Raw genomic sequence first — 14070 nt, 5'->3', positions numbered from 1 at the left:
TTCGGCCCTGCCCGGGACGCGGCGTCCTCCCCAGGCTGGCGCCATGGCCGCACCACCGCGCCGGGACCGGCTGCCCCGGCGCCGCTCCGACCGTCTCGCGGATCTCGCCGCGTGGGCGATCTGCGTGCTGGCGCTCGTGGCTCTGGGTGCGGGCGTCGTGGTCGGCCTCGGCGTGCACCGCGACCTCTCCGCCCGCGCCGAGGCCGAGGCCCGCGACCGCACGCCGCTCACGGTGGTCGTCGCCCACGACGTCGCGGTGGTCCCGGAGGCCGGGGGCCGGATCCCGGCCGACGTCCGGTGGACCGGCCCCGACGGCGTCGAACGGACCGGGCGCACCGAGGTCGCCGCTCCCAGGCACGCCGGGGACGAGGTCGCCGCGTGGGTGACCGCGGACGGGCGACTGGTCCGCGCCCCGCTCGACGGGTCCGAGGTGCTGTTCGTGTCGCTCACCTCGGCCGGCGCGCTGCTGCTGCTCTGCGGGGTCGCGGTCGCCGTGCTCGGGCGGCTGGCGTTCGCCGGGGTCGGCCGGCTGCGCGGCGCGGAGTGGGAGCGGGAGTGGGCCGAGGTGGAGCCGCGCTGGACCGGCCGGGCCTCGACGGGCTGAGTCGGTCCCCGGGCCACCTCGAGGGACGGCGTGTACGGGTTCGCCCGCGCCCGACCGGGACCTTGGTCCCCTCTCGTGGGGACCTCCGCGGGTACTGCGGGCGTGCGGCCGCGACGGACCCTGCGGACAACGCCTGACGACCGACCCGCACACGGGCGTGCGGGGAAGGAGCAAGTCCATGACCGCGGTGCTTCCCGTCCAGCTCTCCGTCGAGGTGCCCGGCACCGGCACCGTGGTCGTGCGTGTCGCGGGCGACCTCGACGCGGGCAACGGGACGCGGCTGCTCCGCCTGCTCGACGACCTGCTGCGTGGGTCCTCCGCACTGGTCGGCCGGGCGGGCCCGGACGGCGCACGGCTGGTCGTGGACCTGCGCGACGTCCGTTCCTTCGAGTGCCGGGGGCTCGACGTCCTGCGGCACGCGCGGCACCGGGCCGACACGGTCGGGGTGGAGCTCGTCGTCGCCGGCGTCGAGGACCGCAGGCCCGTGCTCCCCGGTCGGGTCCTCGCCCTGCTCGACTCGGCCCTCGCCGGGTGAGCGCACACCGGTCGGGGGTTCCTCGCCGGCCGAGTCTTCTCGCCGGCCGAGTCTTCTCGCCGGCCGAGTCTTCTCGCCGGCCGAGTCTTCTCGCCGGCCGAGTCTTCTCGCCGGCCGAGTCTTCTCGCCGGCCGAGTCTTCTCGCCGGCCGAGTTTCCTCGTCGGTCGGGGAGATGGAGGGCCGAAGGACCCTGGCGGCGGCCTCCCTCCGCACGCTACACCGCCGGGGCGATCCGAGGAGGGTGTCGTGCACCGGAAAGACCAGCGGTACGAGTCGGGCCTCGTCGAGGCGATCTGGGTGGGTGAGTGTCCCGCCTGCGGTGCCACCGTCCGGGTCAACCACCCCGCGCAGGCGCGCAGCTGGGAGACCGCGCACTCGCGCTGCGGCTGCGGGCGCCCGCTGATCCCGGACGAGACCGGGCGCGGCTGGCGGCCCCGCCGCGGCACCCCGGTCGGCTGACGGCACGGACGCCTGGCTGCGCTCGGCGGCCGCACGTCTCGATCCCGCCGGCGTCGTGCCTGCACCGGCTCGGCGCGCGCCCCGGTCCCCGCCGACGGGGTCCCCGCCGACGGGTCCCCGCCGACGGCTCAGGTCACGACGGCGCGCGGAACCCGCTTGCGGAGCTCCCCGTCGGCCTTCTCCTCGAACCCGTGGGCGCGCAGCCAGCCCGAGACCTCCTCGCGCCGCGGGTGCGTCAGTGGCACGACGTTGTCGACGTAGTTGAGGTGCCGCCGGCCCGCCTCGTGCTCGAGCCGGTCGAGAACCACCGCGCCGAGACCCTCGCCGCGCCGGTCGGGGTGCACGACGATCAGGATCTCGGCATCGCCCCAGGAGTCGTCGAGCCGGCCGTAGCCGATCACCCCGCGGCCGTCCTCGGCCCGCCACCACTCGTCGCCGAGCGGCTCGCCGTCCGCGGGGGTGCCGAGCCCGAACAGCGCCGGCGAGAGGTCGCCGAACGCCGCGGCCTTCGCCGCGTCCCAGCGGGCCGGCGCCTCCTTGGTCCACCCCTGCCCGTGTACCTCCACGTCGTCCTCCTCGCGTCGGCAGCCGGGCGGAGGGCCACGGTACCGCCCTCGGTGGGGCACGGCGCACCCCCGCGCCGGGGACCTTCGCCCCCTGCACGGGCCGGTTCCGGACGTCGAGACTCGACGGCATGTCCGCACACCCGGCGGTCACCCCGGACGCGTCGCGGGCCGGACTGTCGATCGCCCCGCTCGTCGACGCGGCCCGGATGGCCGCGGCCCCGGAGGGGTCGGCGCCCTGGTTCGTCAGCGCCGTCGACGACGGCGTCGCACTCCGGTCCGTGGTCCGGCGCTGGTCGCACGCCGAGGAGCCGCCGGCCCGGCTCACCCGGGTCGCGGCGGGCGCCGGGCTGCGGGCCGTCCGCCTCGCCGTGGCCGCGCAGGGCCGCCGACCGCAGGTCACTCACCCGGGGGAGGAGGGGCTGCTCGCCGTCGTGCGGCCGGGGGAGGCGCGTCCGCCGCGGCCGCTGGAGCGCGCCCTCCACGGCGCCCTGCGCGACCACGGCCGGCCGCGTGTCGCGGAGGGGCCGAGCGGGCCCGCCACCCGGTCGATGCTGCGCCGCGCGGCCGAGATGGAGAACGCGTGGCTGCGCAGGATCGGCCACCCCGTGGTGCCGGGCGACGAGCTCGGCCCCGCCTGGCCCGGCCCGCTCGACGAGGGGGAGCTGCGGCCGGCGCCCGACTTCGTCCTGGTCGGCGCGGCCGGGCGGGTCCCGCACGCGGACCTGCGTACCGGGCAGGCGGTCGAGGCGCTGCGCCTCACCGCCGCGCTCCTCGGGCTGCGCACCGCGATCGTCGCCGCCCCCGCGGACCCGGCGGCGCTGCGTGCCCGCCTGCCCGACCGGGCGCGGGACGTCCTCGAGGGCGCCCGCGGCAACACGGTCGCGGTGCTCGAGTTCTGGCGGGACGGGGTCGAGCCCGCCTGATCTGCGCCCCCGGATCACCCCGGGTGCGCGTGCCGGGTCGGCGTCCGGGTGCCTGTGTTCCCTCTTCCGGCGCAACTTCGCCGCGCGGCGCCACGCCGTGTAACGACTGCGGGATCCGTCGCGCTGGAGGCGTGGCGGGCCGGACGGACAACGCCCCCCGACGTCCGGCCCGTCATCGATCGACCAGGAGGTGGAGTGCCCGCCCTCGCCAGCTCGACCGCGGTGGCCGTCGCCGCGGCCCGCGACTCGCCCCCGCTCGCCGACGCGCTCGCCGCGGCCCGGGCCGGGGACGAGTGGGCCTTCGTCGTGCTCTACCGCGACCTGCAACCGCGCCTGCTGCGGTACGCCACCGCGCTGGTCGGCGCCGACGCCGAGGACGTCACCGCCGAGACGTGGCTGCACGTCGCGAAGGACCTGCGCCGCTTCTCCGGCGACCTGGACGGCTTCCGGGGCTGGGTCACCACGATCTGCCGCAACCGGGCGATGGACTCGGCGCGGGCCCGCACCCGCCGCCCGGCCGATCCCGCGGAGCCGGCGGACCTGGTGGCCCTCGCCGACGTCCGGCACACGGACGGGACGGTCCTCGACGGGCTGTCCACCCGGTGGGCGCTCGACCAGATCCTCGCGTTGCCGCGCACCGAGGCGGAGGCGGTGCTGCTGCGCGCGGTGATCGGGCTCGACGCGACCAGTGCCGCCCGGGTCCTCGGCAAGCGGCCCGGTGCGGTCCGGGTGGCGGCCCACCGCGGGCTCCGGCGGCTGGCCGAGCGGCTGCGGGAGAACGCCGACGGCGTGGGGGCCGGACCGAGGAGGGGCGGCGAGCGGACGGGGGTGGCCGATGTGTGAGCACTGCACGGGCCGGGGCGCCGACGCGCCGCCCGGCACCTGGATGGCGATCACCGACGTCGACCGACTGCTGGACGGCGACGGCGGGCCCCGCGACCTGCGCCGCCTGCTCGACGCCGCGGCGGCCCCGGGCAGCCCCGCGGAGCTGCGCGGGGAGCGCGACGCCCTCGCCGCCTTCGCGTCGGCCGCGACGCCGCGCGGCCGGTGGCGGCTGCGCGGGGCGTCGGTCACCGCGTCAGGTGCGGTGGCGGCCAAGTCTCTGGCCGCCGCCCTCGCCGTCGTGGGCACGGCGACGGGTGGTCTCGCCCTCGCCGCGAACGAGACCCACTCCTCCGGTGGGCCGGCCGAGCGCGGCCCCTCCCGGAGCCCGGTCTGGTCGACGCCGGGGGAGCACGCCGCCGGGGTGGCCGGGGCGGCCCTCTCGGCGGCCTCCGCCGTTGCGGCAGCCGGCGAGGACGCCGCCGGAGACCCGGTGTCGGGGCGTGAGGTCGCCGCACACGGCATCGGTCCCGTCGGCCGCGTCCCGGCGAACCGGGGCGCGGGTGGCCCGACCGCCCGCGGGGCCGCGGGCGGGAGCGGGGGCGACACGATCGACGAGGCCGGGTCCGACGGCTCGGCCGGTGCCTCGGACGACGGTTCGGCCGGTGCCTCGAACGGCGGCTCGGTCGGTGTGTCGACCGGGGAGGAGGCGGGCAACTCCGGCCGGACCCCGCCCGGCCTCGCCCGCCGGGCCGAGACGCCGGCGGGGGCGAAGTAGGGCCCGGCCGCGGTGGTCGGGGGGCATCGCCAGCCGCGGCCGGGTGTCGGTGGAGGGTCAGCCTGGCTGGCCCGGGTCCGCGGGTAGCAGGGCCGTCCGATCAGCGTCCGCGGGCCGCTCGGTCCGCGTCCGGGGGACGAAGGTCCCGAGACCGGTCCGGGCGCGGACCGTCGGTGATCGTCCGCTCACGCGCCCGGACCCGGTCCGGGTCGGGTGCGCCGTGCGGGCCGGCCCGTGCGCCGTCCGCGCCCCGCCCCCCGTCGCCGTGCCCACCGGTACCCCGTGCCGACGACCACGACGCCCACGCCGACGGCCACCGACTGCCAGGGCAGGGTCGCGGCGAGCACCGCGCAGCCGACCATCCCGAGTGCCGGGAAGGCGCGCGGGTACCGGCGTTCGGCGGCGGGCTGGCCGAACGCCGCGAGGTTGGCCACGAAGTAGTACAGCAGCACGCCGAAGGACGAGAAGCCGATCACCCCACGAAGGTCCACCGTGGACACCAGGACCACCACGACCAGGGTGACGGCGATCTCGGCCCGGTGCGGCACCGAGCGCCGCGGGTGGACGGCCGCGAGCGGCGCGGGCAGGTCCGACTCCCGCGCCATGGCGAGCACGGTCCGCCCCACCCCGGCGACCAGCCCGAGCAGCGCGCCGAGGGACGCGAGCGCGCCGCCGACCGCCGCGATCCACGCCGCGCCGGGTGGGAGCACCTCGGCGAGCGGTGCCGTCGCATCGGCGAGGCGCTGCGGGCCGAGCACGAGCAGCAGCACGACGCCGACCACCGTGTACACCACGACGGTGCCGGCGAGGGCGAGCGTGATCGCCCGGGGGATGGTGCGCGCCGGGTCGCGCACCTCCTCGCCGAGGGTCGCGACGCGCGCGTACCCGGCAAACGCGAAGAACAGCAGGCCGGCGGCCTGGAGGACGCCGTAGACGCTCGACGGGCCGGCCGGCCCGGCGGGCTGCAGCGGCGCCCGCGTGACCGCGACGAGCAGGATCGCCGCGAGCGCCGCGAGCACCAGCGCGACGAGGACCCGGGTCAGCCGCGCGGTGCGCGTGACGCCCGCGAGGTTCACCCCGGCCACCACGACCACGGCGAGCACGGCCGTCGGCCGCTGCCACTCGGCGGGCACGAGGTAGGCCGCCGCCGTCAGGGCCATCGCCGCGCAGCTGGCCGTCTTGCCGACCACGAAACCCCAGCCCGCGACGAACCCCCACCACGGGCCCAGCCGCTCGCGGCCGTAGAGGTAGGTGCCGCCGGACCGGGGGTACCGGGCGGCGAGCTGGGCGGAGGACGTCGCGTTGCACCACGCCACGACGGCGGCCAGGGCGAGCCCGACCAGGAGCCCGGACCCGGCGGCCGCCGCCGCGGGGGCGAACGCCGCGAACACCCCGGCGCCGATCATCGAGCCGAGCCCGATCACCGTCGCGTCGAAGGTGCCGAGCCGGCGCCGGAGCGCGGGGGTGCTCATCGGGGGGAGACGATAAGGGGTCGGGAGGGGAGCGCCGGCCGGAGCGTCGCCACGGCGGTGGGCGGTGACGTGGACACGGTTGCACAATCCGTGATGCAGCTCACAGTGGGCAGGATGTCGAGGGCGGGCCGACCACTCCGTACGTGCTCACGACGGACGCCCGCCGGGCGCCGTCACCGACGGTCGAGGGAGAGGAGACGTCGTGAAGTACCTGCTCATCATGCAGATCGACCCCGCCGTGCTGGAGAGCCTGACCGAGGCGCAGGGCCGCGAGATCGAGACCGGGCACGGCCGGTTCATGGAGGAGATCACCCGCACCGGGGAGCTGATCGGCACGCAGGCCCTGGCCGACCCGTCGCGCAGCGCGGTCGTGTCCGTCCGCGACGGCGCGACGACCGTGACCGACGGGCCGTTCGTCGAGGCCAAGGAGTACATGGGCGGCTTCTACGTGGTCGACGTCGAGACCCCGGAGCGGGCGTACGAGCTGGCCGCGACGATCCCCGACGCCGGGATCGAGGGGCTCGCGGTCGAGGTGCGCCCGGTCGTCTTCACCGCGGGCTTCGGCCTGGCCGGACCCGAGGCCTCCTGACGATGACCGACCGCGCGCTCGAGGACCTGCTGCGCCGCTGTGCGCCGCAGGTCCTCGGCGTGCTCGTGTCCCGCTTCCGGCAGTTCGACCTGTGCGAGGACGCGGTGCAGGAGGCTCTCCTCACGGCCTCGACCGCCTGGCCGCAGAGCGGCGTCCCCGAGGAGCCGGTGGGGTGGCTGGTCACCGTCGCTCGCCGCCGGCTGACCGACCTGTGGCGCAGCGACAGCGCGCGCCGGCGCCGGGAGGAGGCCATGGCGGTCGATCCGGCCGAGGCCGTCGACCTGGAGGCCGCGGCCGTCGACGACAGCCTCGAGATGCTGCTGCTCTGCGTGCACCCGGGCCTCACCGAGGCGAGCCGGATCGCGTTGACGCTGCGCGCCGTCGGCGGGCTGACGACCGCGGAGATCGCCCGCGCGTTCCTGGTCCCCGAGGCGACGATGGCCCAGCGGATCAGCCGGGCGAAGGCCACGATCGGGGCCGGCGGCACCGTGTTCACCCTGCCCGCCGACGTCCGCACCGAGCGGCTGGCCGCCGCCCTGCACGTCCTCTACCTGATCTTCAACGAGGGCTATACCGCCAGCGCGGGCCCGGGACTGACCCGTGTCGACCTGTCCACGGAGGCGATCCGGCTGACCCGGATGCTGCACCGCCTGCTGCCCGCGGACGGCGAGGTGGCCGGGCTGCTCGTCCTCATGCTGCTGACCGACGCGCGGCGGCAGGCCCGGACCGACGTCGACGGCCGCATGGTCCCCCTCGCCGAGCAGGACCGGAGCCGGTGGGACCACGTGGCGATCCGCGAGGCGGCCGCCCTGCTCGAACGCACGCTCGCCCGCCGCCGGGTAGGCCCGTACCAGCTGCAGGCCGCGATCGCGGCGGTGCACGCCGAGGCGCCCACGGACGCCGCCACCGACTGGCGGCAGATCGAGATCCTCTACCGGTTGCTCGAGGAGTGCACGGACAACCCGGTCGTCACGCTGAACCGGGCCGTGGCCGTCGGGATGGCGTACGGGCCCGAGCGGGGCCTGGAGGTGCTGGACCGGGTGGCGGGGGACAGGCGGCTGGCCCGCCACCACCGTCCCGACGCGGTCCGCGCGCACCTGCTGGACCGGCTCGGCGACCACGAGGGGGCCCGTGACCACTACCAACGGGCCGCCCGCGCGACCCTCAACCTGGCCGAGAAGCGCTACCTCGCCGACCGGGCCCGGCGGGCGGGTACGGCGGCCGGCGCACCACCCGACGACGACCCGGGCACCTGAGGACTGCTGGGTCGTCACGGGGACGCGGGGTCGTCACAGGTTCGCGGTCCGCCACGGCGGGGTCGTCACAGAAGGGGCGTCCCGACAGGGGGCGTCCCGAGAGGGGGCGTCACGGGAGGCGGCGGTGGAAGGCCCGGATGTGCGCCTCCGTCCGTTCGGCGGCCTGCACGGCGTCGCCCGCCTCGATCGCCTCGAGGATCCCGCGGTGCTCGCGGCGCAGCTGCGCCCGCAACCCCGGCCAGTCCTCCTCGGCCCGCATCCCGTCGAGCAGCGCGCCCCGGAGCGACTCGCGGATCGCCGCCGTCAGTTCGCCGACCAGTCGGTTCCCGCCGGACTCGGCGATCGCCACGTGGAAGGCGGTGTCGAGCGGGTTGAACTCCTCGCGCGGGAGGTCGGCGTCCATCGCCGCGAGCGCCTCGCGCAGGAGCGCGAGGTCGGCGGGGGCGCGCCGCTCGGCGGCCGACGCGGCGCTGGTCCGTTCCAGCAGCACCCGCGCGCCGGTCAGGTCCTCGGTGGGGAAGGAGCTGACGGCGAGGTGCACCGTGAGCAGGCGGGACAGCGCCTTCGCCGGGGCGGGGACGATCACCGTGCCCGAGTCGCTGCCGGTGCCCTGCTGCGCCCGCACGACGCCCTGGGCCTGCAGCACGCGGAGCGCCTCGCGCACCGCCTGCCGGCTCGCGCCCAGCATCGAGGCCAGCTCGCGCTCCGGGGGCAGCCGGTCGCCCGGGCGGAGCGCCCCCGAGACGAGCTGCTCCTCGATCCGCTCGATCACGAGCTCGTAGGTCGGGACGCGCTGGACCTGGTCCCAGCGTGGTGCCGCCATCTCCACCCCCTCGGTGGACGTGAGCCTAACCTGCGGACTAAGGTCCGACCATAGCTCAGTGCGAGTCGTTCTCTCCGCCCACCACCGGAGGCACCGTGCCCGTCGGCCTGCTCGTCACCTGCATGAACGACGCCCTGTTCCCGGACGCCGGCCGCGCCGTCGTCACCCTGCTGCGCCGACTGGGCGTCGAGGTCGACTTCCCGGCCGGGCAGACCTGCTGCGGCCAGCCGATGGTCAACACCGGGTACCTCGACGAGGCCGTCCCGTTGCTGCGCCGGCACCTGGAGGCGTTCGCCGGGTACGAGGCCGTCGTGGTGCCGTCGGGCTCGTGCGCGGGGTCGGTGCGCCACCAGCACCGCCTCGTCGCCGAGCGCTCCGGCGACCCCGGTCTGGTGCGGGCCGTCGAGCAGGCGCCGCCGGCCTACGAGCTGTCCGAGTTCCTGGTCGACGTCCTGGGCGTCGTCGACGTCGGGGCGTACTTCCCGCACCGGGTCACCTACCACCCGACCTGCCACTCGCTGCGGATGCTGGGCGTGGGCGACCGGCCGATCCGGCTGCTGGGAGCGGTGCGGGGGCTGCGGTTGGTCGAGCTGCCGGCGGCCACGGAGTGCTGCGGGTTCGGCGGGACCTTCGCGGTGAAGAACGCCGAGACGTCGATCGCCATGGGCGCGGACAAGGCGCGGCACGTCCGGGAGTCCGGCGCCGAGGTGCTGGTGGCGGGGGACAACTCCTGCCTCACGCACATCGGCGGGCTGCTCTCCCGGCAGCGCTCGGGCGTGCGGGTGATGCACCTCGCGGAGGTGCTGGCCGCGACCGAGCCCGTGATCGAGGAACCGCCCCGGGAGGCGGATCGCGGCTCCGCCGGCAGCGCGGCCCTGACCGGGGGTGGCCGGTGAGCGCCACGTTCCTCGGCACACCCGCCTTCCCCGCGGCGGCCCGCACCGCGCTGGCCGACACCCAGCTCCGCCGCAACCTCGCCCACGCGACGGGCACGATCCGGGCCAAGCGCGCCGCCGTCGTCGCCGAGGTCGACGAGTGGGAGCGGCTCCGGCGCGCCGGCGCAGCCCTGAAGGACCGCACGTTGCGGCACCTCGACACGCACCTCGCGCAGCTCGAGGAGTCGCTGACCCGCGCCGGGGCGACCGTCCACTGGGCGCGCGACGCCGCCGAGGCCAACCGGATCGTCGTCGACATCGCGCGGGGCCACGGCACGGACGAGGTCGTCAAGGTCAAGTCGATGGCGACGGCGGAGATCGGGCTCAACGAGGCCCTGGAGGCCGCCGGGATCCACGCCTGGGAGACCGACCTGGCCGAGTTGATCGTGCAGCTCGGCGAGGACCTGCCCAGCCACATCCTGGTACCGGCGATCCACCGCAACCGCTCCGAGGTCCGCGAGATCTTCCTGCGCGAGATGGGCCGGCACGGGAAGGCGGCGCCGCGCGACCTCACCGACGCCCCCGCCGAGCTCGCCGCCGCCGCCCGCGCTCACCTGCGGGAGAAGTTCCTGCGCGCCGAGGTCGCCGTCTCCGGGGCGAACTTCGCGGTGGCCGAGACCGGCACGCTCGCCGTCGTCGAGAGCGAGGGCAACGGACGGATGTGCCTGACCCTGCCCGAGGTGCTGGTCAGCGTGGTCGGCATCGAGAAGCTCGTGCCGACCTGGGCGGATCTCGACGTCTTCCTGCAGCTGCTGCCGCGCAGCTCCACCGGGGAGCGGATGAACCCGTACACCTCGACGTGGACGGGAGTGACCCCGGGCGACGGGCCGCAGGAGGTGCACGTCGTGCTGCTCGACAACGGGCGCACGGACGTCCTCGCCGACGAGGTCGGCCGGCAGGCGTTGCGCTGCATCCGGTGCTCGGCCTGCCTCAACGTCTGCCCGGTCTACGAGCGCACCGGCGGGCACAGCTACGGCTCGGTCTACCCCGGCCCGATCGGGGCGATCCTCACGCCGATGCTGCGCGGCGTGGGGCACGACGCCCAGCTCGACTCGCTGCCCTACGCGTCCAGCCTGTGCGGGGCGTGCTTCGAGGTCTGTCCGGTGCGGATCGACATCCCCGAGGTGCTGGTGCACCTGCGCACGAAGGTCGTCGACGCCCACCGCGGCGTGCCGAAGGTGCAGAACCTGGCGATGAAGGCGGCGTCGTGGGCCTTCGCCGACGCCCGGCGGACGGCCGCGGCGGAGCGGATCTCCGGGGCGGTCGGGCGCGTCCTGCGGGGCACGAAGCGGCGCGCCCCGGGCGGTCGCGGGGTGCTCGGCGCCCTGCCCGGGCCGGCCGCGGCCTGGTCGGACGCGCGGGACGTGCCGGTGCCCGCGCCGGAGTCCTTCCGGGCGTGGTGGGCGCGGACCGACGGTGGGCGGAACGAGGACGGGGGAGCGCGGTGAGCGCACGGGAGGAGATCCTGGGTCGGGTGCGGAGGGCGCTGAGCGACGTCCCGGCCGCCGAGACCCCGGCCGACGTCGAGGTGGACCGCCCCGAGCCACGCCCCACCACGTCCGCGGATGTGGAGCTGTTCGCGCAGCGGGTCGCCGACTACCGGGCGACCGTGGTGCGCTGCACGCCCGAGGACCTGCCGACGCACCTGGCGGCGGCCCTGCGCGGCGTCCCGCGGCTGCTGGTGCCCGCGGACCTGCCGGAGGACCTGCGCCCGGCCGACGCGATCCTCGACGAGCAGCTGACGACCGCCGAGCTCGACACCGTCGACGGCGTGCTGACCACGGCGGCGCTCGGCATCGCCGAGACCGGGACGATCGTGCTGGACCACGGACCGGGGCAGGGCCGACGCGCCGCGACCCTGGTTCCGGACCGGCACGTCTGCGTGGTGCGGACGGACCAGGTGGTCGCCGACGTCGCCGCCGCCGTGGCCCGCCTCGACCCGGCCCGCCCGCTGACCTGGATCAGCGGGCCGAGCGCGACCAGCGACATCGAGCTGGACCGGGTCGAGGGCGTCCACGGCCCCCGCACCCTGATCGTCCTGCTCGTCGGCTGACCCGCACTCTGGATCCATAACGCTCGCGAACGCCGTCGATGATCGTGTTGGGGAACCATAACGCGCGAAATGACGGTCGAAGATCGCGTTATGGTTCCATAGTGCGTCAGAGGAGGGGGGCGCCCGTCTTCTCGCGGACCTCGTCCTCGGACACGCCGAAGGTCTCGACGAGCTTCAGGCCCTCGTCGGTCACGTCGATCACCGCGAGGTCGGTGACGATCCGGTTCACGCAGGCCACGCCGGTGAGCGGCAGGGTGCACTGCTCGAGGATCTTGGGCGAGCCGTCCTTGGAGACGTGGTCCATCATCACGATGACCTTCTTCGCCCCGTGGACGAGGTCCATCGCCCCGCCCATCCCCTTGATCATCTTGCCGGGGATGGCCCAGTTGGCGAGGTCGCCGGCGGCGCTGACCTGCATGGCGCCGAGGACGGCGACGTCGACCTTCCCGCCGCGGATCATCGAGAAGCTGTCCGACGAGCCGAAGTAGCTCGCGCCGGGCAGGACCGTGACGGTCTCCTTGCCGGCGTTGATCAGATCGGGGTCGACCTCGTCGTCGGTCGGGTAGGGGCCGACGCCGAGGATGCCGTTCTCGCTGTGCAGCACCACGGTCCGGGTGCCCGGGATGTGGTCGGGCACCAGCGTCGGCATGCCGATGCCGAGGTTGACGTAGGAGCCGTCGGGCAGCTCGTCGGCCACCCGCTCGGCGAGCTGGTCCCGGGTGAGACTCACTTCTGCACCGTCCTGAACTCGACCGGCTTCTCGGCGTCGGGCACGTGCACGACGCGCTGGACGTGGATGCCGGGGGTGTGCACCGCGTCGGGGTCGATCTCGCCGGGCTCGACGAGGTGCTCGACCTGCGCGATGGTGACCCGGCCCGCGGCGGCGCAGTCCGGGTTGAAGTTGCGCGCGCTGCGCCGGTAGACGAGGTTGCCGTGCCGGTCGCCCTTCCAGGCGTGGACCAGTGCGAAGTCCGGGGCGATGGCGCGCTCGAGCACGTACCGCACGCCGTCGAACTCCCGGACCTCCTTCGGCGGGGACTTCACCGCGACCGTGCCGTCCGCCGCGTAGCGCCACGGCAGGCCGCCGTCGCCGACCAGGGTGCCGACGCCGGCGGGGGTGAAGAAGGCCGGGATGCCGGCGCCCCCCGCCCGCAGCCGCTCGGCGAGCGTGCCCTGCGGGGTCAGCTCCAGCTCGAGCTCGCCGGCGAGGTACTGCCGGGCGAACTCCTTGTTGTTGCCGACGTAGGAGCCGATCGTCCGGCGGATCCGGCCCGCGGAGAGCAGCGTGCCCAGGCCGAAGCCGTCCACACCGAGGTTGTTGCTGATCGTCTCGAGGTCCGTCGCACCCTGCTCGAGCAGGGCCGCGATCAGCGCGGTCGGGACGCCGGACATGCCGAAGCCTCCGACGGCGAGGGACGCGCCGTCCCCGATGTCGGCGACCGCTTCGCGCGCCGACGCCACCACCTTGTCCATGCGGGGCACCGTACCCGGCGTTCGCATCTCGCACAAGAGTTCGTATTGCGAACACAGTCGTAGCGCCCTGCGAGCGGCGCTCCCGCTCCCGGCCCTGGGCGAGAGCGCCGCCCGTCCGGTCAGGACAGGAGGGCGCGCTGCAGGTCGGTGGCGGAGTCGTGGACCGCGACGGCGCCGGCGGTCTCGAGCTCCCCGGGCTCGCCGTAGCCCCAGCCCGCGCCGAGACAGGAGATGCCGTGCCGGCCGGAGCCGACGACGTCGTGCAGCCGGTCCCCGATCATGATCGTCTCGGCGGGCGCGGGAGAGTCGAGGCGGCGCAGAGCCTCCGCCACCACCGCGGCCTTGCTCGGGCGCCGCGCGTCGACGGTGTCGCCGGTGATCGCGGTGAACAGCTCGGTCCAGCCCTGGTTGGCGAGGATCTCCCGGGCCGCCGGCTCGGCCTTGCTGGTCGCCAGCCCGAGCCGTACCCCGGCCGCGACGAGGGCCTGCAGCAGGTCCTCGATCCCGGGATAGGGGGTGGACTTGAGCAGGCCGCTCTCCCGGTAGAGCGGTCGGTACAGTGCCAGGATCCGCTCGCTGTTCCCGGCGCCGACCAACGGCGGCAGGGACTCGTAGAGCGGCGGGCCGAGCAGGTGGGGGCCGATCACGGTGTCGTCGTAGGGCACGCCGACCTGCTCGAAGGCGGTGCGCAGGGTCCCGAGGATGCCGGGGGCGGAGTCGACGAGGGTGCCGTCGAGGTCGAGGAGCACGGTGCGGTAGCGGGGGCGGGTCACGGGCCCAT

The 14070-nt window shown here is 75.9% G+C and carries 17 protein-coding genes; 11 read left to right on the top strand and 6 right to left on the bottom strand.

The window, feature by feature from the left end; all coding sequences use genetic code 11:
• Positions 1–43: 43 nt before the first annotated feature.
• The 3 genes from ACL02T_RS11785 (at position 44) to ACL02T_RS11775 (ending at position 1599) form a co-directional block, all read left to right on the top strand.
• Entirely contained in the window at positions 44–604 is a 561-nt protein-coding gene (locus ACL02T_RS11785) for an Rv1733c family protein (RefSeq protein WP_412830694.1), read from the top strand.
• A 178-nt stretch (positions 605–782) separates the two neighbouring features.
• Positions 783–1139 carry an STAS domain-containing protein gene (locus ACL02T_RS11780; RefSeq protein WP_412830693.1) on the top strand — a complete coding sequence of 119 codons (357 nt, stop codon included), beginning with the start codon at positions 783–785 and terminating at the stop codon, positions 1137–1139.
• Positions 1140–1386: 247 nt separating this feature from the next.
• Positions 1387–1599: a hypothetical protein gene (locus ACL02T_RS11775; protein WP_412830692.1), complete on the top strand. Its 213-nt coding sequence runs from the start codon at positions 1387–1389 to the stop codon at positions 1597–1599.
• Between the two features lie 128 nt (positions 1600–1727).
• Here the strand turns inward: ACL02T_RS11775 and ACL02T_RS11770 are convergent, their stop codons facing one another.
• Positions 1728–2165, bottom strand: coding sequence for a GNAT family N-acetyltransferase (locus ACL02T_RS11770; protein WP_412830691.1), 438 nt, complete (start codon positions 2163–2165; stop codon positions 1728–1730).
• A gap of 128 nt (positions 2166–2293) precedes the next feature.
• Here ACL02T_RS11770 and ACL02T_RS11765 point away from each other — a divergent pair, with 128 nt between their 5' ends.
• The 3 genes from ACL02T_RS11765 (at position 2294) to ACL02T_RS11755 (ending at position 4688) form a co-directional block, all read left to right on the top strand.
• Positions 2294–3088, top strand: a complete 795-nt coding sequence (locus tag ACL02T_RS11765; protein WP_412830690.1) for a nitroreductase family protein — start codon at positions 2294–2296, stop codon at positions 3086–3088.
• Between the two features lie 195 nt (positions 3089–3283).
• On the top strand, positions 3284–3931 hold the full coding sequence (locus ACL02T_RS11760) for an RNA polymerase sigma factor (protein ID WP_412830689.1): 648 nt from the start codon (positions 3284–3286) through the stop codon (positions 3929–3931).
• The gene (locus ACL02T_RS11755; RefSeq protein ID WP_412830688.1) at positions 3924–4688 is read left to right on the top strand and encodes a hypothetical protein; all 765 of its coding nucleotides are present in this window, start codon (positions 3924–3926) and stop codon (positions 4686–4688) included. The genes ACL02T_RS11760 and ACL02T_RS11755 overlap by 8 nt, the downstream gene beginning before the upstream one ends.
• 185 nt (positions 4689–4873) lie before the next feature.
• Here the strand turns inward: ACL02T_RS11755 and ACL02T_RS11750 are convergent, their stop codons facing one another.
• Entirely contained in the window at positions 4874–6160 is a 1287-nt protein-coding gene (locus ACL02T_RS11750; RefSeq protein WP_412830687.1) for an APC family permease, read from the bottom strand.
• 202 nt (positions 6161–6362) lie between these two features.
• On the opposite strand from ACL02T_RS11750, the gene ACL02T_RS11745 reads away from it, so the two are divergent.
• Both ACL02T_RS11745 and ACL02T_RS11740 read left to right on the top strand, forming a co-directional pair.
• Positions 6363–6749: a YciI family protein gene (locus ACL02T_RS11745; protein WP_412830686.1), complete on the top strand. Its 387-nt coding sequence runs from the start codon at positions 6363–6365 to the stop codon at positions 6747–6749.
• A gap of 2 nt (positions 6750–6751) precedes the next feature.
• Positions 6752–8005, top strand: a complete 1254-nt coding sequence (locus ACL02T_RS11740) for an RNA polymerase sigma factor (protein ID WP_412830685.1) — start codon at positions 6752–6754, stop codon at positions 8003–8005.
• 109 nt (positions 8006–8114) lie between these two features.
• Here ACL02T_RS11740 and ACL02T_RS11735 read toward each other — a convergent pair whose 3' ends face one another.
• Positions 8115–8828: a FadR/GntR family transcriptional regulator gene (locus ACL02T_RS11735; RefSeq protein WP_412830684.1), complete on the bottom strand. Its 714-nt coding sequence runs from the start codon at positions 8826–8828 to the stop codon at positions 8115–8117.
• A gap of 95 nt (positions 8829–8923) precedes the next feature.
• Between ACL02T_RS11735 and ACL02T_RS11730 the strand changes: the two genes are divergently transcribed.
• The 3 genes from ACL02T_RS11730 to ACL02T_RS11720 are packed head-to-tail and all read left to right on the top strand — an operon-like array spanning position 8924 to position 11816.
• Positions 8924–9724, top strand: coding sequence for a (Fe-S)-binding protein (locus ACL02T_RS11730; protein WP_412830683.1), 801 nt, complete (start codon positions 8924–8926; stop codon positions 9722–9724).
• On the top strand, positions 9721–11211 hold the full coding sequence (locus ACL02T_RS11725; RefSeq protein ID WP_412830682.1) for a lactate utilization protein B: 1491 nt from the start codon (positions 9721–9723) through the stop codon (positions 11209–11211). The genes ACL02T_RS11730 and ACL02T_RS11725 overlap by 4 nt, the downstream gene beginning before the upstream one ends.
• Positions 11208–11816 (top strand): LutC/YkgG family protein, encoded by a 609-nt coding sequence (locus tag ACL02T_RS11720; RefSeq protein WP_412830681.1) that lies wholly within the window; start codon positions 11208–11210, stop codon positions 11814–11816. The genes ACL02T_RS11725 and ACL02T_RS11720 overlap by 4 nt, the downstream gene beginning before the upstream one ends.
• Positions 11817–11922: 106 nt before the next feature.
• Here the strand turns inward: ACL02T_RS11720 and ACL02T_RS11715 are convergent, their stop codons facing one another.
• From ACL02T_RS11715 to ACL02T_RS11705, 3 genes are all read right to left on the bottom strand, one after another.
• The gene (locus tag ACL02T_RS11715) at positions 11923–12546 is read right to left on the bottom strand and encodes a CoA transferase subunit B (protein WP_412830680.1); all 624 of its coding nucleotides are present in this window, start codon (positions 12544–12546) and stop codon (positions 11923–11925) included.
• On the bottom strand, positions 12543–13289 hold the full coding sequence (locus tag ACL02T_RS11710; protein WP_412830679.1) for a CoA transferase subunit A: 747 nt from the start codon (positions 13287–13289) through the stop codon (positions 12543–12545). The genes ACL02T_RS11715 and ACL02T_RS11710 overlap by 4 nt, the downstream gene beginning before the upstream one ends.
• 119 nt (positions 13290–13408) lie before the next feature.
• Positions 13409–14062 carry an HAD hydrolase-like protein gene (locus tag ACL02T_RS11705; protein WP_412830678.1) on the bottom strand — a complete coding sequence of 218 codons (654 nt, stop codon included), beginning with the start codon at positions 14060–14062 and terminating at the stop codon, positions 13409–13411.
• Between the last annotated feature and the right edge of the window lie 8 nt (positions 14063–14070).

Source organism: Pseudonocardia oceanicola, from assembly GCF_047200735.1.
Lineage (GTDB): Bacteria > Actinomycetota > Actinomycetes > Mycobacteriales > Pseudonocardiaceae > Pseudonocardia.
Note: the sequence above shows the minus strand (reverse complement) of the source record. Positions and strands in the feature narration are given on the sequence as shown.